21 protein-coding genes and 1 tRNA gene are annotated in these 20,500 nt (G+C 38.4%); 17 read left to right on the top strand and 5 right to left on the bottom strand.

Annotated elements, in window-relative coordinates; genetic code table 11:
* Positions 1-140: 140 nt before the first annotated feature.
* From ACPPVU_RS05660 to ACPPVU_RS05640, 5 genes are all read left to right on the top strand, one after another.
* Positions 141-725 (top strand): RNA polymerase sigma factor, encoded by a 585-nt coding sequence (locus ACPPVU_RS05660; RefSeq protein ID WP_426670715.1) that lies wholly within the window; start codon positions 141-143, stop codon positions 723-725.
* Between the two features lie 270 nt (positions 726-995).
* A complete protein-coding gene (locus ACPPVU_RS05655) occupies positions 996-1,193 on the top strand; it encodes a hypothetical protein (protein WP_426670714.1) in 198 nt (65 codons plus the stop codon).
* A gap of 167 nt (positions 1,194-1,360) precedes the next feature.
* Entirely contained in the window at positions 1,361-2,122 is a 762-nt protein-coding gene (nth, locus tag ACPPVU_RS05650) for an endonuclease III (protein ID WP_426670713.1), read from the top strand.
* 203 nt (positions 2,123-2,325) lie between these two features.
* On the top strand, positions 2,326-3,339 hold the full coding sequence (gene recA / locus ACPPVU_RS05645) for a recombinase RecA (protein ID WP_426670712.1): 1,014 nt from the start codon (positions 2,326-2,328) through the stop codon (positions 3,337-3,339).
* Between the two features lie 370 nt (positions 3,340-3,709).
* Entirely contained in the window at positions 3,710-4,066 is a 357-nt protein-coding gene (locus ACPPVU_RS05640) for a hypothetical protein (RefSeq protein WP_426670711.1), read from the top strand.
* A gap of 6 nt (positions 4,067-4,072) precedes the next feature.
* Here the strand turns inward: ACPPVU_RS05640 and ACPPVU_RS05635 are convergent, their stop codons facing one another.
* Complete coding sequence (locus tag ACPPVU_RS05635) at positions 4,073-4,243, bottom strand: hypothetical protein (protein WP_426670710.1); 171 nt, start codon at positions 4,241-4,243, stop codon at positions 4,073-4,075.
* 81 nt (positions 4,244-4,324) lie between these two features.
* On the bottom strand, positions 4,325-5,326 hold the full coding sequence (tsaD, locus tag ACPPVU_RS05630) for a tRNA (adenosine(37)-N6)-threonylcarbamoyltransferase complex transferase subunit TsaD (protein WP_426670709.1): 1,002 nt from the start codon (positions 5,324-5,326) through the stop codon (positions 4,325-4,327).
* 218 nt (positions 5,327-5,544) lie between these two features.
* Between tsaD and ACPPVU_RS05625 the strand changes: the two genes are divergently transcribed.
* Positions 5,545-10,014, top strand: a complete 4,470-nt coding sequence (locus ACPPVU_RS05625) for a translocation/assembly module TamB domain-containing protein (RefSeq protein WP_426670708.1) — start codon at positions 5,545-5,547, stop codon at positions 10,012-10,014.
* Here ACPPVU_RS05625 and ACPPVU_RS05620 read toward each other — a convergent pair.
* From ACPPVU_RS05620 to ACPPVU_RS05610, 3 genes are all read right to left on the bottom strand, one after another.
* Positions 10,008-11,210, bottom strand: coding sequence for a bifunctional 3,4-dihydroxy-2-butanone-4-phosphate synthase/GTP cyclohydrolase II (locus tag ACPPVU_RS05620; RefSeq protein ID WP_426670707.1), 1,203 nt, complete (start codon positions 11,208-11,210; stop codon positions 10,008-10,010). The two genes, ACPPVU_RS05625 and ACPPVU_RS05620, sit on opposite strands and share 7 nt — an antisense overlap.
* A 225-nt stretch (positions 11,211-11,435) precedes the next feature.
* The gene (locus ACPPVU_RS05615; protein WP_426670706.1) at positions 11,436-12,860 is read right to left on the bottom strand and encodes an LptF/LptG family permease; all 1,425 of its coding nucleotides are present in this window, start codon (positions 12,858-12,860) and stop codon (positions 11,436-11,438) included.
* A gap of 29 nt (positions 12,861-12,889) precedes the next feature.
* Positions 12,890-13,270, bottom strand: coding sequence for an START-like domain-containing protein (locus ACPPVU_RS05610; RefSeq protein WP_426670705.1), 381 nt, complete (start codon positions 13,268-13,270; stop codon positions 12,890-12,892).
* 679 nt (positions 13,271-13,949) lie between these two features.
* On the opposite strand from ACPPVU_RS05610, the gene ACPPVU_RS05605 reads away from it, so the two are divergent.
* From ACPPVU_RS05605 to ACPPVU_RS05555, 11 genes are all read left to right on the top strand, one after another.
* Positions 13,950-14,023 (top strand) — tRNA-Met (locus ACPPVU_RS05605).
* Positions 14,024-14,072: 49 nt separating this feature from the next.
* Positions 14,073-14,339 (top strand): GIY-YIG nuclease family protein, encoded by a 267-nt coding sequence (locus tag ACPPVU_RS05600; protein WP_426670703.1) that lies wholly within the window; start codon positions 14,073-14,075, stop codon positions 14,337-14,339.
* Positions 14,340-14,445: 106 nt separating this feature from the next.
* A complete protein-coding gene (locus ACPPVU_RS05595) occupies positions 14,446-14,712 on the top strand; it encodes a GIY-YIG nuclease family protein (protein ID WP_426670704.1) in 267 nt (88 codons plus the stop codon).
* 106 nt (positions 14,713-14,818) lie between these two features.
* Positions 14,819-15,085 (top strand): GIY-YIG nuclease family protein, encoded by a 267-nt coding sequence (locus tag ACPPVU_RS05590; protein WP_426670703.1) that lies wholly within the window; start codon positions 14,819-14,821, stop codon positions 15,083-15,085.
* Between the two features lie 106 nt (positions 15,086-15,191).
* Positions 15,192-15,458 carry a GIY-YIG nuclease family protein gene (locus ACPPVU_RS05585; RefSeq protein ID WP_426670701.1) on the top strand — a complete coding sequence of 89 codons (267 nt, stop codon included), beginning with the start codon at positions 15,192-15,194 and terminating at the stop codon, positions 15,456-15,458.
* Between the two features lie 106 nt (positions 15,459-15,564).
* Entirely contained in the window at positions 15,565-15,699 is a 135-nt protein-coding gene (locus ACPPVU_RS05580; RefSeq protein WP_426670702.1) for a GIY-YIG nuclease family protein, read from the top strand.
* A gap of 238 nt (positions 15,700-15,937) precedes the next feature.
* On the top strand, positions 15,938-16,204 hold the full coding sequence (locus tag ACPPVU_RS05575) for a GIY-YIG nuclease family protein (RefSeq protein ID WP_426670701.1): 267 nt from the start codon (positions 15,938-15,940) through the stop codon (positions 16,202-16,204).
* A 106-nt stretch (positions 16,205-16,310) separates the two neighbouring features.
* On the top strand, positions 16,311-16,577 hold the full coding sequence (locus ACPPVU_RS05570; protein WP_426670700.1) for a GIY-YIG nuclease family protein: 267 nt from the start codon (positions 16,311-16,313) through the stop codon (positions 16,575-16,577).
* Between the two features lie 712 nt (positions 16,578-17,289).
* Positions 17,290-18,816, top strand: coding sequence for an AMP-binding protein (locus ACPPVU_RS05565; RefSeq protein WP_426670699.1), 1,527 nt, complete (start codon positions 17,290-17,292; stop codon positions 18,814-18,816).
* A 2-nt stretch (positions 18,817-18,818) separates the two neighbouring features.
* Positions 18,819-19,061 (top strand): acyl carrier protein, encoded by a 243-nt coding sequence (locus tag ACPPVU_RS05560; RefSeq protein WP_426670698.1) that lies wholly within the window; start codon positions 18,819-18,821, stop codon positions 19,059-19,061.
* Between the two features lie 2 nt (positions 19,062-19,063).
* The gene (locus ACPPVU_RS05555; protein WP_426670697.1) at positions 19,064-20,494 is read left to right on the top strand and encodes an MBOAT family O-acyltransferase; all 1,431 of its coding nucleotides are present in this window, start codon (positions 19,064-19,066) and stop codon (positions 20,492-20,494) included.
* The last annotated feature ends 6 nt before the right edge of the window (positions 20,495-20,500 follow it).

The raw sequence follows: 20,500 nt of genomic DNA, 5'->3' as shown, positions 1-20,500 counted from the left end.
TGTTTTTTAGACAGGAATTTGTTTTATTTGAGGTAACAATTCCATAACACAATACGTAACACAACCAAAAGGAGATCCTTATAGATAAAACTCTACTACACTAAATTTGACTATTAAAATTAAAGTTTAAGTAGACCTCTATGGATTTTCAATTGCAGAGTGACCAAGATCTGATCCATCTATATGTAGCAGGCGAAGAAGCCGGACTTGTAGAGCTTCTCCGACGTTATCAAGCCAAAATTTACACTTCAATATACTTACTCGTAAAGGATGAATATCTTGCAGAAGATATATTTCAGGATGCTTTTATAAAAGTAATCAATACCTTACGTGCAGGTAAATATAACGAAGAAGGTAAGTTTTTACCCTGGGTAACCCGCATTGCACATAACCTGGTGATAGATCATTTCAGACGCGAGAAGCGTGCCCCAATGATAAACAACGGGGATGATTTTGATATTTTTGAAGTACTGGGCAATTATGATGAAAGTACTGAAGACCGCCTGGTACGTGAACAAACCTACAAAGACCTTAAAAACCTGATTCAGCTTTTACCAGCTGAGCAAAAGGAAGTATTGATCATGCGTCATTTTGGCGATATGAGTTTTAAAGAAATTGCTGATGTAACTGATGTAAGCATCAACACTGCCTTAGGACGTATGCGTTACGCATTGAACAATTTGCGCAAAATGATGCAGAGCAAAGAATTGAGCCTGAAGAACTAACATTTGTTATATAATTGAAAGAGGGTTGTAAAGGTTGTCTTTACAACCCTCTTTGTTTTTATATCCCTGCCATCAACTTTAAAAACTACACAACATTTCCATTTAGCTTACGTTATAACAGCATCAATCCCCTGATAATATTTGATCGCTTTTAGTTTAAGAAAAAAATTTCATCTAAATTTCATCTTCGGTAAAATATTATCTTTATACTAGCGTTATTCCTGTAAATCAATCATAAACAAAACAATATATCTAAATTGAGAAAAGCGTATGGGCGAAACTTCTACTAGCACTATCAATGGAACTTCTAAACAGGCGGCAATGAAAGATACAGATGCCAAAGAAAATTTAGAGGGGGATGACTTGATATTTTATCATTCTCTGCGCAATGAGCTGAATCTTTTAAAGAAAAATCCTAGTTTGAAAATTGTACATCAAATTTTGAATTACTCAAAAAGCCTGCGTTAGCCTTAGTAGTTCATCGATCATGGTTCATAGATCATAGTCAGAAACGTTAAGTTCAGGCTGTAATCTATGAGCCTTTTTATTTCGCACTCCATAAAAATCTGATTATTTATTAGTTTTACCGCATAGTTCATAGCTATGAACTATGATCTATCAACTATGAACTAAAAATGCTCAAGCCTGAACGCTACCGCCATTTTGTCGATTATTTTTCCAAACATCAGCCTGACGCGGTTACCGAATTGCATTATGGCAGCCCGTTTCAGCTATTGATCGCGGTGATATTATCGGCGCAGTGTACTGATAAACGTATTAACCAGATTACCCCTACCCTTTTTGAACGTTTTACAACGCCAAAAGAGTTGGCAGCATCAACCCCTGAGGAGGTTTTTACCTTTATCCGCAGTGTAAGCTATCCCAATAATAAAGCAAAACACTTGGTAGGCATGGCCAAAATGCTGGTGGAGCAATTCAACAGCGAAGTACCTTCAGATCTAAACGATCTGCAAAAATTGCCGGGAGTGGGTCGTAAAACTGCGAATGTGATCGCTTCCGTAGTGTTTGATTTGCCGGCTATTGCAGTTGATACACATGTGTTCAGAGTAGCCAATCGCATCGGCTTGACCACCAACGCTCGAACGCCGCTTGCCGTTGAAAAACAATTGATCGAATTTCTTCCAAAACAAACGCTCGGAATAGCCCATCACTGGCTTATACTTCATGGGCGATATATATGCCTGGCCCGTAGTCCGAAATGCGAAATATGTCCCATTAGCTGGTTTTGCAAGTATTACGATCGCACGCATACCGAAGCCGCCCTGTTGAAAGCTGAGGCTCTGAAAGCAAAAAAAGCCAAAGACCAAAAGAAGAAAAAACAATTAAATATCATCAGCAAGGAGTTGAAAAAACGGAGTGTTGATAAAGATATTTGATTGGGATTTCAGAGTTGATTAAGTTTACTTTTCTTTAAGTTGATTGAGTTGGATTAAGTTAGATTGAGTTGATTAGTTATTATTAAACCATTCATTTAATTAACCAATTCATAATCAATTCAACCTAACCAAGTAATAAATTACTAAAAATATTAGTAATTATAATAAATAATATTTACATTTGTTATTCGAAATTTTAAAGAATGAGCAGCGCAGAAAAATTAAAAGCTTTACAGCTTACTTTAGATAAGCTTGAGAAATCATACGGAAAAGGCACCATCATGAAACTGGGCGATACGGCTATCGAGCCTATCGACGTCATATCAACCGGCTCCTTGGGTCTGGATATTGCATTGGGTGTGGGCGGGTTGCCTAAAGGCCGTGTGGTGGAGATATATGGCCCTGAATCGTCAGGTAAAACTACTCTGGCTATACATGCCATTGCCGAATCACAAAAGAACGGTGGTATTGCTGCATTTATCGATGCGGAGCATGCTTTTGACCGTTTCTATGCCAAGAAATTAGGTGTAGATGTAGAGAACTTGCTGATATCTCAACCCGATAATGGCGAGCAGGCCCTTGAAATTGCCGACAACCTGATCCGTTCTGGCGCTATTGATATCCTGGTGATCGACTCGGTTGCGGCATTGGTGCCTAAAGGCGAGATCGAAGGTGAAATGGGCGACAGCAAGATGGGCCTACAGGCTCGATTAATGTCACAGGCTCTTCGTAAACTTACCGGTACTATCAGCAAAACGGGTTGCTGCTGTATATTTATCAACCAGTTGCGCGATAAGATCGGTGTGATGTTTGGTAACCCCGAAACCACTACCGGCGGTAATGCGCTTAAATTTTATGCTTCGGTACGTTTGGATATTCGTCGTATATCACAGATCAAGGATAGTGACGAGGTATCTGGTAACAGGGTAAAAGTTAAAATTGTAAAGAATAAAGTAGCTCCGCCATTCCGTATTGCTGAGTTTGATATTATGTTTGGCGAAGGTATTTCTAAATCAGGTGAGATCATTGACCTTGGCGTAGAATACAATATCATTAAAAAAGCAGGTTCGTGGTTTAGCTATGGAGATACAAGATTAGGACAAGGGCGGGATGCTGTTAAGCAACTGATACTTGACAATCCAGAACTAATGGAAGAGTTGGAAGCCAAAATAAAAGAAACTGTAACTGGCGAAAAACTACCAATAGAGGCTGAATAAGCATTACACCAGTTTGGTGATAAAATATTAATATATAAGGAAGCCTTCCCGAATTTGGGGAGGCTTTTTTATTGAATTTACATTGTAACATTTTTATAAATTCTCACTAAAAGACATACAACTAAAAATTTAATATTTATTTTCACCTAACCTTTATAACCTCATGCACAATCATCTTAGCAACTTAGTAAGTTTTGCAATACTCTTTATTATCAATGTAATAACTGCTATTTCTTTTTCGGAAAAACATTCTGTAATAACTTTCCGTATCAGGTCTGATTTTGCCACACAAAATATATTAAAAGCTTTTTCCCATTTCACCGCAATTAATTTAAAGACAGCTATATAAATCCCCCTAAATAATAAAATAATGGAAAAAGAAAACAGCCTATCACCTTCAATTAATGAATCAATCATTGCTACAAACAAATCAGTAAAAGAAAGCAATGAAGCAATTATGGCAAATGCTAACAGGCAAATTGAGATACTGGAAAGTCAGACCAATTTATATCGTAATACCCTGTTATTAATTGGGGTAAACCTGATAATAGGGTTTGGTATCCTGGTACTGGCCTTTATATCTTATAGTGACAAACAGGAAATAGCGACCTTAAATGTACAGCTAAGAAGCCGGGAAGATGAGATCAGGACATTACAGCTTCAGCAAAAGCATAAACAGAAAACTACAGATTCCTTAACTACCGTAATTGCAGGGGAGAAGAAGTAAAACAAATCAATTACCGCCAGTTTTTAGATACATATAAACGATACCGCCAATAACAATAATAGCCAGTACAATTAGTCCGGTAATTCCTTTGCGTTTATCCTGGCGCATTAGCCATATAAAAAATGCTATAAGGGGTAATACAAAAACAGTAAAAAAGATTATTGAGGGAAAGTTCATATTTTAAAGAGTCAGAAAGACGGAAAGTCCGTAAGTCCGAAAGTGTTGCAAAAATAGAAATTAAAATAATATACCGATCGTTCAAAAAGGCATTCGTGCCAGGGGGGTAATATCTTGCCCCACAAAGTCCCCTTTAAGATATTTATAATATCCTGCTATAGCAATCATTGCAGCATTATCTGTGCAATATTGAAATTGAGGAATAAATGTATTCCAGCCCATTTCATCACCCAATTGTTTTAATCCTTGCCGTAAGCCTGTGTTGGCAGATACTCCCCCCGCAAGTGCAATATCTTTGATGTTGTATTGCTGTGCTGCTTTCTTCAATTTATTTAACAGGATAGTAACCACTCGTTTTTCAACAGAGGCACAAATATCGGCCATATTATCCTGAACAAAATTTGGATTCAGCTTTACATTATCCCTGATAAAATAAAGGATGGCAGTTTTAAGGCCGCTAAAGCTAAAATTAAGTCCGGGTATCTGAGGCTCGGGGAATTGATAAGCATCCGGGTTGCCCAAACGAGCATATTTATCTATTAGCGGTCCGCCGGGATAGGGTAAGCCCAATATTTTACTTGTTTTATCCAGGGCCTCTCCTGCCGCATCATCCGTTGTTTGTCCTACCACTTCCATATCAAAATAATCTTTTACCAGCACAATCTGTGTATGACCGCCTGACACGGTAAGGCATAGAAACGGAAAAACGGGCTTAGGATCATCAATAAAATGAGCCAATACATGAGCCTGCATGTGGTTAATCTCGATCAGCGGCAAATTCCTCGCCAGTGCAAAAGCTTTGGCAAATGATACGCCTACCAATAAAGAGCCCAACAGACCCGGGCCCCGGGTGAAAGCCACGGCATCGATATCATTTTTGTCAATTTTTGCGTTTAAAAGAGATTGATGAACTGCTGGAACAATATTTTGCTGATGTACACGCGAGGCTAATTCGGGCACGACACCGCCATAAGCTTCGTGTATGGTTTGATTGGCAATAACATTGCTTAATATAACGCCATCGGCACAAATTGAGGCGGATGTTTCATCGCATGAAGATTCGATTCCGAGTATTACAGGCACTTATTATAAAGTAAAAATCAAAAACGCTGGTTAATAAACAATGGTTCTTGAAAAAAGTCAAAAAATAAAAATTCCGTTAAAGCGGATGGGGGTTAATATGTTCAAAACTAAACCAGTTATAAGTTTTTGAATTTATATTTTTGCACATCCATTAAAAATACAAAGTTATTAAAAAACTACTCAAAATAGCGTTAGGCATTGTGCTGGTGATTTTACTGATGTTGAGCATTGTACTGCTGCTATTTCAGTATAAACCGGTTCAGACCTGGGCGGCAAAAAAAGCCACTGAGTATTTGTCGGAAGCCCTAAAAACGAAGGTCGATATTAAAAGCCTTTATATTAAGCCTTTTTCATCTGTAGTACTGGAGGATTTTTATGTACTGGACAGGCAAAAAGATACGCTGTTAAGTACCCCAAAGCTTACCGTTGATATTAATGGATTTTCACTTTTTACCAGCATACAAAACCGCAATCTTGACCTGAGCCTTGTACAACTGGATAACGGCTCAGTCTATCTAAAAAAACAGAAGGACAGCACCAGCAATCTTAAATTCCTGACTGACTTTTTCAGCTCCCCTGATACCATTAAAACAAAAGGCAAACCCTGGAGCATCAATTTTGAGAAAATAGCCATCAATAACCTCCATTTTAGATATAAGAATTTTTTGGTTGATACCCTGATGAAACAAGTGAATTTTGATGATGTGGATGTCAAAAACTTTAGCACAGTATTAACTGATATGGATGTGGCGCATCACTTGTTCAAAGCTAAAATAAGCAAGCTTACCCTTCGCGAAAAAAGCGGTTTTTATCTTAAAAACTTAAGCGGCAATGCTACCGTCGATACCGACCAGATACTGGTTCAAAACATGCATGTACAAACGGCACATTCTGACCTGAAAAATTATTTCAGGATGAAATTCAAGTCGTTTGATGATGTTAGTGACCATATTGAGGATCGTGTTTATATGGATGGTGATTTTAAGACATCTCAAATATCATCCCGTGACATTGCTTATTTTACTGACGGATTAGAGGGCGTAAAATTTGATCTGGGCGTAGATGGCCATATAAAGGGATATGTAAATAATCTTCGGGCAAAAAACCTCTTAGTTACCGGCGGGCAGGCAACCTATGTTAAAGGCAATTTTAATTTAAAGGGGTTACCTGATTGGGATAACACTTTTCTTGAACTGAACTTTGAGCAGGTAGCTACCAATAAAAGGGACCTGGATTACTTATACAGCAATTTCACCGGCAAGGCCAGAGCACGGGTTCCGGATATTATAGCAAAATTTGGGGAGGTTAATTTCAGCGGCAGGTTTACTGGTCTGCAAAATGATTTCGTAGCTTATGGCACTTTCAAAACTAAACTGGGACGATTTGATTCGGATCTCAACTTAAAAATAAACAAGGCAGGCACCCCAAGTTATAGTGGCAAAATAACTACTTATAATTTTGATTTAGGCACTTTGATAGATGAAAGCGACCTTGGCAGAACCACACTTACTGCTAATATTAAGGGAAGCGGCGATGAGCTAAAGAACCTGACTGAAAAGTTAGATGCCAACATTAAAAACATCAGCTTTAGGGGCTATAATTATAGTAATGTAGCACTGAATGGCACGTTCATTAAAAAGGTAGCGAAGGCCAAAATCACCATCAATGATGCCAATATTAAGCTGGATGCCAGCGGAAGCATTGATCTGAATGCCGAACTGCCTGCTTATAATTTAGATGCAAGCATTGACGGCGCCAATTTGCATACGCTAAAATTATTAAAGGATACTATAATCTTAAGCACACATTTGGCTGTCAATTTAAGTGGCAATACCTTAGACAATTTTGAAGGGAAAGTGCTGTTATCTCCTATCCGTCTGGTTGACCCGAGGAATAATTATGTGGTTGATTCGCTCTACCTATCAGCCTCCGGAATGGGCAATGTACGGGAGATCAGCCTGAAATCGGATATTGCTGACGGCAGCCTTAAAGGCAATTATGATTTGGCCACCCTGCCTTCTTACTTTAAAACTATTATCAAAAAATATGTCCCTTCGTTAAAAACCGATATAGTTACGCCTAAGCCGCAACATTTTGCATTTAATTTAAAGCTCAAAAATCTCGAGCCGCTTTTAGCAATGTATATGCCTGAATTAAAAGTACCTGATCAGGGGACATTTATAGGTCAATTTGATTCTGAAAAAAAAACGGCAACACTTACAGGTATTATTAAAACATTCCAGTACGGAAAAACGGTTTTTCATGATTTCATCATCGATGAAAACACCACAGATAATGATCTGGAATTGAACGTTTCCTTGAGCCGTATAAATTTTACTGATAGCCTGTTTGTAAAAAATATCAATATTTCAAATTTCCTGAGAAAAGACAGCCTGAGTTTCAACGTTAAACTGGCTGATAAAGATGCCACCAACCAGCTCGACCTTTATGGTTTGGTTCAGTTTGGGGGCGACACAACTGCCAGGTTATCACTTTTGCCATCAGATGTAATATTGGAACACCAAGATTGGCGCATTACGGACCAGGTTAAGATAAGATTTCTTGACGGGAAGACACAAATATCTGGCTTCGAACTTTCAAACGGCGGTCAAAAGGCAAGAATAAACGGCTTTATTTCGGATAATTCAGCTGATAAGCTAAAAATCGAGTTCGAGAAATTCAAGATGTCAACGTTTGACCAATTAACTAAATCAGCCGACGTGAGGTTAAAAGGGAGGATGAACGGTGATGTGGTTTTAAGCGGCGTTACCAAATCACGTGAGTTTGATTCGCGCCTGGCAATTGATTCATTTGTGATGAACAAAACACTGATCGGTGACGTGAAAATAGCCTCTTCTCTTGACAGCAACCTTTCGCAGGCAAATATCAAGATGAATATTATTAACCGCGGGCTCGAAACTATGAACATAGCCGGCGCCTATATGATAGGTAAACAAACTGACGACAAGCTTGATTTCGATATCAAAATGAACCAGACTGAAGCTATTATATTTGAGCCATTTGTAAAGGACCTGGTGTCGAACTTAAAGGGGACTATTTCAACCGATCTAAAACTGACGGGGACCCTGGCAAATCCGCAATTAAATGGCAACATAACCCTGGCTAATACAGGCGTAACTGTTAATTACTTAAGAACAGCCTATACGGTCAACAATAAACTATCGGTATCTAACAGCGTGATCAATGTGGACAACATGGTGTTGAAAGATATACGCGGGCACGAAGCGACAGCCACAGGGAAGGTTGACCTGAACGATCTTGCAAACCCTGATATTGAAGTGGTGTTAAATGCCAAAAATTTTATGGCGCTGAATACGACATTTAAAGATAACCGGATATATTATGGCGTAGCTTATGGAACGGGGCGTTTTACCTTTAGCGGGCCGACGGATAATATGGATATTGACATCAAAGCTAAAACTGAGGCCGGTACTGTGTTTAATATTCCCTTAAATACATCTTCGGTAGCGGAAGATTATGACTTTATAAAATTTGTAAGTCACAAGGATACCGCTAAAGTAGTAAACAAAGTTCGTGCTTTTAATGGTATCACCTTGAACTTTGATTTAAGCGTTGATGAAAAAACTTTGGTAAAGATCACCACAGATTATGGCAAGCTGGAAGGAAGCGGAATATCAAACAACCTGAAATTAAATATCTCCAGTTTGGGTGATTTTAACATGTATGGTGATTTTTTGATTTCCACAGGTAAGTTCGAATTTATTGCTAAAGATGTGATCAGCAAAAATTTCCAGGTAACACAGGGAGGTACTATCCGATGGACAGGGAATCCAACCAACGCTGAAATTAACATGAAGGCCACTTATGAGGTGCGCGCCGATATAAAGGACCTTTACTCGGCTGCGGGTATCGCTTTACCCTCGGAACTTGTGCTTGTACAAGCCAATCTGCTTTTAACCAAATCACTGTTACAGCCTACAATAGATTTCGACTTTAATTTCCCTACAGACCCGTCGATAAAAGACAATTTGGGCACGTATTTAAACGACTATAATAACCGCACACAACAGGCGCTGAGCATTATAGCTACAAGAAGGTTTTCGCCGGGAGGCAACACCGGCGCACTTGGCCAGCAAACATTAAACACAGCGGGTGAAGCGGTAAGTGAATTCGCATTTAATAAACTGAATACCTTAATTTCTCAATCCAATACCATCAAAAGCCTTGACCTTAATATACGATCATTCAATGATGCCAGCGCTTCGTTAAGGCTGTTTAATGAACGGATTGTACTCAGCGGCACTTTGTATTCCACTTCAACTGCTAGTAACGAGCTTTTTAATAATAACACAAACTTATTTAATTCGAGTTTTAATAACCTTTCAAAAGATTTTAGCGCACAATATCTTATTACCAGAAATGGCAACCTTACTGCACGCTATTCCTACCGGCTTTTGAACGGAACGGTATTAAATACCATTGATAACCAGTTGAGTCCCCAGTATGTAAACGGACTCGGCCTGGTGTATCAAAGAGACTTTGATACTTTTAGTGAGTTTTTGAGAAACATTTTTGGCAGGAATAAGAAAAAACAACCCATTAACCCGCTTCCTCAGCCCGCCACTACACCTCCGGCATCAAATACAGGCGGCAGTGGTAGCGGAAACGGTGGTACCGGCGAAAAGCCGGAACCTGAAGATCAATGATCGCGCAATATAGCGTGATCCATTTTATCTCTCTTGGTTCTAAGATAAGCTTCATTGTGCGGATTAGGCATGATCTCGATAGGCACATTTTCTACCACTTCAAGACCGTATCCTATGAGGCCGGCACGTTTTTTAGGATTATTGCTCATCAGCCGCATTTTTGAGATACCAAGACTGCGTAATATTTGAGCACCAATACCGTAATCACGCTGATCCATTTTAAAGCCCAGTTTCAGATTTGCTTCTACAGTATCCAAACCATTTTCTTGTAGATGATAAGCACGCAGCTTATTGATCAGGCCAATACCACGGCCTTCCTGGTTCATATATACAACCACGCCTTTACCTTCCTTACTGATCATTTCCATTGCCTTATGCAACTGTGGGCCGCAATCACAACGGCATGAACCGAAAATATCGCCGGTAACGCATGAACTATGCACGCGGACCAGCACTGGTTCATCGGGTTCCCAGCTTCCTTTTACCAAAGCCAGGTGATGTTCGCCGGTATCCAGTTGTGTATAGGCTATCATATCAAAATCACCCCATTCTGTAGGCATTTTAACTGCTATTTCTTTATGTACCAGTGTTTCGGCAGATAAGCGGTAGGCTATAAGGTCTTTAATAGATATTATCTTCAGGTCAAATTCTTTTGCCATTACCAACAGGTCAGGTAAGCGGGCCATTTCGCCATCCTCTTTTATAATTTCGCAGATCACACCGGCAGGTTCAAACCCAGCTAAAACAGCCATATCTATAGCTGCTTCAGTATGACCGGTACGGCGCAATACACCGCCGTCCTTAGCTATCAAAGGAAAGATATGTCCCGGTCGACCTAAGTCAGACGGTACAGTAGACGGATCTATTAACGACAACACAGTTTTTGAACGGTCGGACGCAGAAATACCCGTAGTACATCCCTCAAGCAGATCAACAGAAACTGTAAAATTGGTTTCGTGCGAGGTGGTGTTATTGCTCACCATCGGCTCAAGCTCCAGTTCTTTGGCGCGCTGACGGGTGATTGGTGCACAAACCAGTCCCCTGCCGTGGCGTATCATAAAATTTATGGTTTCGGGAGTAGCGTTGTGTGCTGCAGTTAAAAAATCGCCCTCATTTTCGCGGTCTTCATCATCAACTACTATTATGGTTTTGCCGGCTTTTATAGCTTCTATGGCTTCTTGTATGGTATTCAGCATTTTGGGTGTCAGTAGGGGTTGCTATGGCTTAAATTAAAAAGGCTAATAAAAGCCAATAGATTAGTTGTTATACAAAGTTAACTGATAACATATGCAATACGGTCGGATATTTGTAAAAGTTGCTTTACTGCTTTGTTGGAAAGTTGAAAGGTTGGAAAGTTGGAAGGTTATTAATACGAAGATGTAACTTTGCAACCTTTCAACTTTAAAACTTTACAACAAAAATCAAGCGTCCTTCCTTCGGAATAATTTATTAAAGAAACGTTTATAGGCTTCCATATCAAACAATACAGAATCGTTGGCTGCTTTATAGGTAAGGAAAATACCGATCGGTGTTAATACCATAATTGAAATCCATTCGCCAATTATAGGCGAAAGGCTCCCCCCCTTTGCTGATTTTTCGCCAATAGTCCAAATGATATAGTAAAGCAGGAAAAATATTACAGATACTACTACCGGCATCCCTAACCCGCCTTTACGAATGATTGCCCCCAGCGGCGCTCCAATCAAAAACAATGCTATACAAGCGGCTGATAATTCGAATTTTTTATGATACTCCAAAGCAAAATTACGGACACTTCTTGATGCATCTTTATACATATCGGCACGATTTTTTATAATATCCTGCACAGTACGCACTTCACTGGCGGCATTCATTAAGGCTGAGATCTGTTGCTGCCTGGTTAAACCGCCTAACGCATTATCCCCTTTAAAAGGTATATATTTAATATTCGAAGCCGACTTTTTAGGTATAGCAAAATACTTGATATACGGCGTCATCAGTTTATAATTTACCAACAGGCTACTATCTACCTGCCGCTTTGTAGAATCACCAAAATATTTCAATTGCTTTAAATCCATCATCTGCACTGCCGACCTGAATAAATCCTCATTCGTATGCTGCATTTTCATGAAGGAAAGATCAAACTTCTGTTCGGTAGTCTTAAAACGGAAACGGGTAAATCTTTGCCGTTGCTCAAAACCCTTTTCACCAGGCTGTTCATCATACTTAATGCCATCTTTTAGTCTCAATATAAGAAACTTGTCATCAATAGTGCGGTACATGCTGCCTTCTTTGGCCATCAACACATTGGTATTATTTTCGGCCTCATTTTTAGTATAGATAACAATGCCATGCAGTGTTTGTCCGTCGGGATCTTTTTTATTTATGCGAATGGTGTAATTAGGGAAACTATTGCTAAACACGCCCTCAGGCAATAAATTAGCTGATTTCTGCTGCCTTACGTCATATAATAACGAATAATATTTTCTGTTGGCGACGGGAAGCATGTTATCAGAAAAAATGAATGCTGCTATGCTCAATATAGTTACAACAATGATCATGGGGTACATGGCCCGGCGCAATGATATGCCGGCCGACTTGATAGCCACCAGTTCGTAGTTTTCGCCAAGGCTGCCGTAAGTCATGATGGACGACAGCAAAACCGATAATGGCAATGCCATTGCCACATTGGTGGCTGATGCATACATCATCAGTTGCGCGATGGTGGACATTTCAAATCCTTTCCCGATAAGGTCGTCGATGTATTTAAATAAAAATAGCATCAACAACACAAACATTACGATCAGGAAAGTAACGATGAAAGGTCTTATAAAAGCTCTGAGTAATAAAAGATGAATCTTTTTCACAATGCAAAATTAGGGAAAAATTTATTCCCTTAAGCTCCTAATACGCTAATCAGGTATTCAACCTGGTTATCCCATATCTGTTTCCGTTCAACTATGGTGTCTTCTATGGCAAAATCGGTAATGCTGAGGGCAACATCATTGGTAAGCTCATCCTGCAATATTTCCATTTCGAAAAAATACTGGGGATCGTCATCTACCCATTTAAACCGTACCAGTTTATTTTCTCTTACGGCAATCAGTTTGGCTTTTTGTTGTTCATCATCCCAGGTAAAGGTATAAACCTGGTCTCGCACTGTAACATTATCGGCAAACCATTGCGTCAACCCATTTGCCTCACTCAGAAAGCCATACAGTATCCTGGGTGATGATTTTATCTCGTACTCAATATTAAATTTCTTCTTCTCAGACATAAGGGATTACCACATTCGGCCTATATTGCCGTAAATCTTAACATTTTTTCTAAAGAAAACGAATTTATCCTATATTTGCAAACTCTTTTTATGGCAGGGGCGGTTTATTTGCTCCTTGTTTTATCACTTGAAACGAAGAACAACGTTTGGAGCACATGAAGGTAGTTTTTTCAGTTAACTTGTTGAAAGAAAAGCGATAAAAAGAGAAAAAAATAATACGGCGGGGTAGCTCAGATGGTTAGAGCGCAGGATTCATATCCGCTGGTAAGCGGACGGCAGTTCGGGAATGTGTTCTTAAATAAAATATTAATGGCGGGGTAGCTCAGATGGTTAGAGCGTAGGATTCATATCCGCTGGTAAGCGGACGGCAGTTCGGGAATGTGTTCTTAAATAAAATATTAATGGCGGGGTAGCTCAGATGGTTAGAGCGTAGGATTCATATCCGCTGGTAAGCGGACGGCAGTTCGGGAATGTGTTCTTAAATAAAATATTAATGGCGGGGTAGCTCAGATGGTTAGAGCGTAGGATTCATATCCGCTGGTAAGCGGACGGCAGTTCGGGAATGTGTTCTTAAATAAAATATTAATGGCGGGGTAGCTCAGATGGTTAGAGCGTAGGATTCATATCCGCTGGTAAGCGGACGGCAGTTCGGGAATGTGTTCTTAAATAAAATATTAATGGCGGGGTAGCTCAGATGGTTAGAGCGTAGGATTCATAACCCTAAGGTCGGCAGTTCGATCCTGCTCCCCGCTACTTGTAGAAGGCCCCATTTATGGGGCTTTCCTTTTTTAAACCTAAACCTATGTTTACTGTTTACGTACTCTATTCTGAAAAATTCAACCAAATTTACATTGGCTTTACTTCCGATTTACCTAACCGCTTTCTTTCTCACAACGAATTAGCCACAAAAGGTCATACTATCAAATATCGCCCCTGGGTAATTGCTTATACAGAAGAGTACGGAACAAAATCAGAAGCAATGAAACGCGAGGTCCAATTAAAAACAGCTAATGGCAGGAAATTCATCTGGAATATTATCCATAAAAAGTTTGGTAGCTCAGATGGTTAGAGCGCAGGATTCATATCCGCTGGTAAGCGGACGGCAGTTCGATCCTGCTCCCCGCTACTTGTAGAAGGCCCCATTTATGGGGCTTTCCTTTTTTAAACCTAAACCTATGTTCACTGTTTACGCACTTTATTCAACAAAGTATAACAAGATCTATATCGGCTTTACCTCCGATCTGAATAACCGTTTTCTTTCTCACAACGAATTAGCCACAAAAGGTCATACTATCAAATATCGCACCTGGGTAATTGCTTATACTGAAGAGTACGGAACAAAATCAGAAGCAATGAAACGCGAGGTCCAATTAAAAACAGCTAATGGCAGGAAATTCATCTGGAATATTATCCATAAAAAGTTTGGTAGCTCAGATGGTTAGAGCGCAGGATTCATATCCGCTGGTAAGCGGACGGCAGTTCGATCCTGCTCCCCGCTACTTGTAGAAGGCCCCATTTATGGGGCTTTCCTTTTTTAAACCTAAACCTATGTTTACTGTTTACGTACTCTATTCTGAAAAATTCAACCAAATTTACATTGGCTTTACTTCCGATTTACCTAACCGCTTTCTTTCTCACAACGAATTAGCCACAAAAGGTCATACTATCAAATATCGCCCCTGGGTAATTGCTTATACAGAAGAGTACGGAACAAAATCAGAAGCAATGAAACGCGAGGTCCAATTAAAAACAGCTAATGGCAGGAAATTCATCTGGAATATTATCCATAAAAAGTTTGGTAGCTCAGATGGTTAGAGCGCAGGATTCATATCCGCTGGTAAGCGGACGGCAGTTCGATCCTGCTCCCCGCTACTTGTAGAAGGCCCCATTTATGGGGCTTTCCTTTTTTAAACCTAAACCTATGTTCACTGTTTACGCACTTTATTCAACAAAGTATAACAAGATCTATATCGGCTTTACCTCCGATCTGAATAACCGTTTTCTTTCTCACAACGAATTAGCCACAAAAGGTCATACTATCAAATATCGCACCTGGGTAATTGCTTATACTGAAGAGTACGGAACAAAATCAGAAGCAATGAAACGCGAGGTCCAATTAAAAACAGCTAATGGCAGGAAATTCATCTGGAATATTATCCAAGAAAAGTTTGGTAGCTCAGATGGTTAGAGCGCAGGATTCATATCCGCTGGCAAGCGGACGGCAGTTCGATCCTGCTCCCCGCTACTTTTAGAAGGCCCCATTTATGGGGCTTTCCTTTTTTAAACCTAAACCTATGTTCACTGTTTACGCACTTTATTCAACAAAGTATAACAAGATCTATATCGGCTTTACCTCCGATCTGAATAACCGTTTTCTTTCTCACAACGAATTAGCCACAAAAGGTCATACTATCAAATATCGCACCTAGGTAATTGCTTATACTGAAGAGTACGGAACAAAATCAGAAGCAATGAAACGCGAGGTCCAATTAAAAACAGCTAATGGCAGGAAATTCATCTGGAATATTATCCAAGAAAAGTTTGGTAGCTCAGATGGTTAGAGCGCAGGATTCATATCCGCTGGCAAGCGGACGGCAGTTCGATCCTGCTCCCCGCTACTTGTAGAAGGCCCCATTTATGGGGCTTTCCTTTTTTAAACCTAAACCTATGTTCACTGTTTACGCACTTTATTCAACAAAGTATAACAAGATCTATATCGGCTTTACCTCCGATCTGAATAACCGTTTTCTTTCTCACAACGAATTAGCCACAAAAGGTCATACTATCAAATATCGCACCTGGGTAATTGCTTATACTGAAGAGTACGGAACAAAATCAGAAGCAATGAAACGCGAGGTCCAATTAAAAACAGCTAATGGCAGGAAATTCATCTGGAATATTATCCAAGAAAAGTTTGGTAGCTCAGATGGTTAGAGCGCAGGATTCATATCCGCTGGCAAGCGGACGGCAGTTCGATCCTGCTCCCCGCTACTTGTAGAAGGCCCCATTTATGGGGCTTTCCTTTTTTAAACCTAAACCTATGTTCACTGTTTACGCACTTTATTCAACAAAGTATAACAAGATCTATATCGGCTTTACCTCCGATCTGAATAACCGCTTTCTTTCTCACAATGAATTAGCCACAAAAGGTCATACTATCAAATATCGCCCCTGGGTAATCGCCTATACTGAAGAGTACGGAACAAAATCAGAAGCATTGAAACGCGAGGCCCAATTAAAAACAGCTAATGGCAGGGAATTCATCTGGAATATCGTCTATGAAAAGTTTGGTAGCTCAGATGGTTAGAGCGCAGGATTCATATCCGCTGACAAACGGTCGGCAGTTCGATCCTGCTCCCCGCTACTCATTAAGCCAAAAGTCTTTAGTCGCAAGTCTAAGGACTTTTTTGTTGAATTTAATTTTGTGTTGTATCTTCAATTCTCGCGAGTGTGGACACTCGAAATTATTTTTCGGTTAAGCGCGGACGCTTAACCGGGCGGGGAAGCGATCCCATTTAGTAAAGAGTATCAAGTCAGATTGACCTCTTTTCTTCTTAACCTCAATCAACAACTTTTGCCACTCCGGGCGGCTAAAAGATTTCGCCGAACAAGCCTCTATCTGGGGATCAAGGGCTGGTAACGGCGTTATTGTGATCACCACAAAAAAAGGAATCTATGGGCACCCCTCACAGGTGAGCTTTAATTCCAGCGTTACCATAGGTCAAAAACCTGATTTGTTTTATCAATCCCTGATGACGTCGGCCGATTTTATTGACGATATTTGCCTTTAATTTCAGGTGTTAATGATTTTAAAAAATACAAATAAATAATGAATAAGTGTAAACCCTTAGCGTTTAAGGGAATTATATTTCATAAAGATACTGATTTTCGAGTTCTTTTGGCTCCATTTAAGGGACGGTGATAATAGCTTGATTGAGATATTATATATTATAAGATATGTGGTATATCATAAGTTTTAATTTAAATTCGAATATCAGAAATTGATTAAAAAACTCTATATGGAATTACCTATAGCCCACCATTTTGAAGAAGTTGTCAAACTGCATCCACAACGCGTAGCCTTATTTTGTAATGGGAAATATTATACATATATTGAATTATTTGAAATTGTATCGGAGATCCGAGAAGCGATTGAAAAAAATTTAAAAATTACTGGATGTGTGATTGCAATTGCAGATGAATTAAATGAGTTTACATACGCTGGTATATTGGCTATCTCATTAAGTGGGAATGTGATACTTCCTTTTAAGCCTGATATGGCGCCAGAAAGGATACAGTATTCATTTGATAAAACCATACCAAGTATGGTTTTGTTTTCTAGTAAAGTAGAAGATAATATTAAGCAGCAATTTGATTTTATTAAAAACTATTCTCAATTAATTCTAAATCTGAAAAGGCAAAAATTTATTGAAGCACATTCCACTGTAATTCATAATACCTCTTTTAAAGAAATGGCTTATATACTTTTTACTTCTGGAAGTACAGGAAAGCCCAAAGGAGTTCCAGTTTCAAAGAAAAATGTGCATGATTTTCTGCAGTATTATTTTGATAAAACAAATTATGACTTTACAGAAGAAGATCGTTTTTTACAAGTTTTTGATTTCACTTTTGATGTCTCTTATTTTTCCATGTTTGTACCGTTGTCTATTGGTGCTTCATGTTATGCGCTCGAAAATGAGACTGGAAGAATGAAATTTCTTGAGATTATTAAAATGTTACAAGATCATAAGATTACGGTTGTAAGCATGGTCCCTACTGTAATCTTATTTTTGAAAAATTATTTGTCAAAAATTTCTTTGCCTTCTTTACGCTATAGTTTTTTTATAGGTGATGCTTTATACCAAGATGCCACTGTAGGGTGGAGTGGTGTAATTCCTAATGGTCGTATTGATAATTTTTACGGACCTACAGAAGTAACGATTAAATGCACCAGGTATATTTGGGACAAGACTCAATCTGAATTAGAAAGCGTAAATAACATAGTGCCAATTGGTACTCCTTTTCCTGGGATTGAATTTATAATTATAAATGACGATGGAAAATTGGTACCCGTTGGTGAAACAGGAGAATTGTGCTTTTATGGGAAACAAGTTGTAGATGAATATGTTGGACATGAACACGAAAACATGTTCATTAATCTGGTAGTGAATGGGACAAATACCCGTTGTTACAAAACTGGAGATATGTGCTCTGTCAACAAATACGGGAATCTATTATTTCATGGGAGAAAAGATTTTCAGTGTAAGATCAATGGATACCGAATTGAGATTCCAGAAATTGAGAAAGTAATTTATGATATAGTTGCAAGCCCAGTTACAGTAATTGCTAAAAAAAATGAACAAGGTTTAAATTATTTGGTTGGATTCATTGAAAAAAAAATATTTAATGAAGAAGAGCTCAAAAAAGAAATGTTACGGTTTCTTCCAGAATATATGATCCCTGTAAAATTAGTTCAAATCGAAAATATTCCACTTAATGATAATAATAAGGTGGATAGAAAAGCATTATCACTCTTAATTAATTAAATATGAGCTCGAATGAAAATATCCTTGCAGATCTTCAATCAATATTCAGAGTTGAATTTTCAGATCAAACAATTATTCTAAATGAAAGTACTACAGCTGATGAAATTAAAATGTGGGATTCAATAACACATATGGATCTTATGTTTAGTATAGAACAGCATTACAATATAAGCTTTAGTCTCGATGAGATTATTTCATTTCAGAGTATTGGAGATTTGGTGAACACCATTAAAGTCAAAATTTAGTTATGGTTCCAGGAACATTTGCTTATTTCGGACTTCTTTTTATAGTGATCTTATTTTATTACGCTATCAATAAAGTTGAATTTAAGCAGTGGCTGTTACTGATTAGTAGTTTATTTTTTCTTTATTTTTTTGGGATCACATCTATTTTATTTGCTGTATCCCTTAGTTTGGTTAATTTCTTTTTTGGAAAATATGCAATAAAGGGGGGTTATACGTTTCGGAAATTAGCCATCATTAATGTGATAAATATTGGTGTATTAATAAGTCTAAGGTTGACCTCTAAATATCATTTTGAAACAATTTCCTTTTTTATAAAGGATGAAAAGTTTGAATTTTTAATCTCGACATTGGGATTAGGTTTTTATACCATGCAAAATATTGCCTATCAAATTGATCTGTATAAAAAAAGGTATCCCGCAGCAACTGATCTTCTAAAATTTACATTAGGAAATATTTTCTTTGCAAGAATTTCCTCTGGTCCCATATTGAATCTTAATTCTTTTAATCAGCAATTGACGACCCTTCCCATCCGTTTCACTGAAGAAAATTTTACTATTGGTTTGCAACGTTCTTTGATAGGTGTGATAAAGAAATATTTAATTGTGGAGAGACTAGGAGTATATGTGGATAATTGTTTTGATAGCACTATTAATAAACCTTGTGGATTGGGGGTTGTATTCGGAAGTGTATTATTTACCATTCAGCTATACTTTGATTTTTCAGGGTATATGGACATTGCTGTGGGATCGGCACGTTTTTTTGGGATTAAACTTTCTGAGAATTTCAATATGCCGTTGCGCTCTGAATCTATCGCAGATTGGTGGAGGAAATGGCATATCACATTGATGAATTGGTTTACTCAATATGTTTATTATCCATTGGTATATCAGATTCGGAAATATCAAAAAACGTCTGCTATTGTTGGTATAGCAGCTACATTTTTAATAAGTTCTTTGTGGCATGGATTTGGCTTTACATATTTAATCTGGGGAGGATTACACTTTCTATATCTTGCCTATTCAACTTTAAATAAAAAAGGATTACAATTATTGAAATCTAAATTCCCCCCTGGCTTATATAGTTTTCTATTTATACCGATTACAATTTTAATGGTTAGTTTTGCTAATTTGTTTTTTCGTTCAACTAATATGGTACATGCACTACGACTTTTAACTATACTATTCAAAAATAAATTTTGGCCTTCTGGAACTTTACAATCTTGGTTAGGTATGAATGTAATTACAGAAAACAACTTTTTCACTTTATGGGTTGGGGTTTTCCTGTCATTGCTATACCTTATTTTTGAAACAAAGCTAATAAAGGCATTGTCTTACCCGAAATTCAGGATTGGATGGTTTGTCTTTTTAATTGTAATGTTGGTAACTTTAGGTGTTTTCGATAGCGCGTCTCGTTTTATCTACATGAATTTTTGATAGTGT

The sequence above is a fragment of the Mucilaginibacter sp. McL0603 genome, assembly GCF_049992945.1.
In the GTDB taxonomy this organism is placed as follows: Bacteria; Bacteroidota; Bacteroidia; order Sphingobacteriales; family Sphingobacteriaceae; genus Mucilaginibacter.
Note: the sequence above shows the minus strand (reverse complement) of the source record. Positions and strands in the feature narration are given on the sequence as shown.

Bases quoted from the DNA above. Each gene is read 5' to 3' on its own strand.
- ACPPVU_RS05660 (WP_426670715.1), top strand. From the start codon at position 141: ATGGATTTTCAATTGCAGAGTGACCAAGATCTGATCCATCTATATGTA.
- ACPPVU_RS05655 (WP_426670714.1), top strand. From the start codon at position 996: ATGGGCGAAACTTCTACTAGCACTATCAATGGAACTTCTAAACAGGCG.
- nth (WP_426670713.1), top strand. From the start codon at position 1,361: ATGCTCAAGCCTGAACGCTACCGCCATTTTGTCGATTATTTTTCCAAA.
- recA (WP_426670712.1), top strand. From the start codon at position 2,326: ATGAGCAGCGCAGAAAAATTAAAAGCTTTACAGCTTACTTTAGATAAG.
- ACPPVU_RS05640 (WP_426670711.1), top strand. From the start codon at position 3,710: ATGGAAAAAGAAAACAGCCTATCACCTTCAATTAATGAATCAATCATT.
- ACPPVU_RS05635 (WP_426670710.1), bottom strand. From the start codon at position 4,243: ATGAACTTTCCCTCAATAATCTTTTTTACTGTTTTTGTATTACCCCTT.
- ACPPVU_RS05625 (WP_426670708.1), top strand. From the start codon at position 5,545: ATGTTGAGCATTGTACTGCTGCTATTTCAGTATAAACCGGTTCAGACC.
- ACPPVU_RS05620 (WP_426670707.1), bottom strand. From the start codon at position 11,210: ATGCTGAATACCATACAAGAAGCCATAGAAGCTATAAAAGCCGGCAAA.
- ACPPVU_RS05610 (WP_426670705.1), bottom strand. From the start codon at position 13,270: ATGTCTGAGAAGAAGAAATTTAATATTGAGTACGAGATAAAATCATCA.
- ACPPVU_RS05600 (WP_426670703.1), top strand. From the start codon at position 14,073: ATGTTTACTGTTTACGTACTCTATTCTGAAAAATTCAACCAAATTTAC.
- ACPPVU_RS05595 (WP_426670704.1), top strand. From the start codon at position 14,446: ATGTTCACTGTTTACGCACTTTATTCAACAAAGTATAACAAGATCTAT.
- ACPPVU_RS05590 (WP_426670703.1), top strand. From the start codon at position 14,819: ATGTTTACTGTTTACGTACTCTATTCTGAAAAATTCAACCAAATTTAC.
- ACPPVU_RS05585 (WP_426670701.1), top strand. From the start codon at position 15,192: ATGTTCACTGTTTACGCACTTTATTCAACAAAGTATAACAAGATCTAT.
- ACPPVU_RS05580 (WP_426670702.1), top strand. From the start codon at position 15,565: ATGTTCACTGTTTACGCACTTTATTCAACAAAGTATAACAAGATCTAT.
- ACPPVU_RS05575 (WP_426670701.1), top strand. From the start codon at position 15,938: ATGTTCACTGTTTACGCACTTTATTCAACAAAGTATAACAAGATCTAT.
- ACPPVU_RS05570 (WP_426670700.1), top strand. From the start codon at position 16,311: ATGTTCACTGTTTACGCACTTTATTCAACAAAGTATAACAAGATCTAT.
- ACPPVU_RS05565 (WP_426670699.1), top strand. From the start codon at position 17,290: ATGGAATTACCTATAGCCCACCATTTTGAAGAAGTTGTCAAACTGCAT.
- ACPPVU_RS05560 (WP_426670698.1), top strand. From the start codon at position 18,819: ATGAGCTCGAATGAAAATATCCTTGCAGATCTTCAATCAATATTCAGA.
- ACPPVU_RS05555 (WP_426670697.1), top strand. From the start codon at position 19,064: ATGGTTCCAGGAACATTTGCTTATTTCGGACTTCTTTTTATAGTGATC.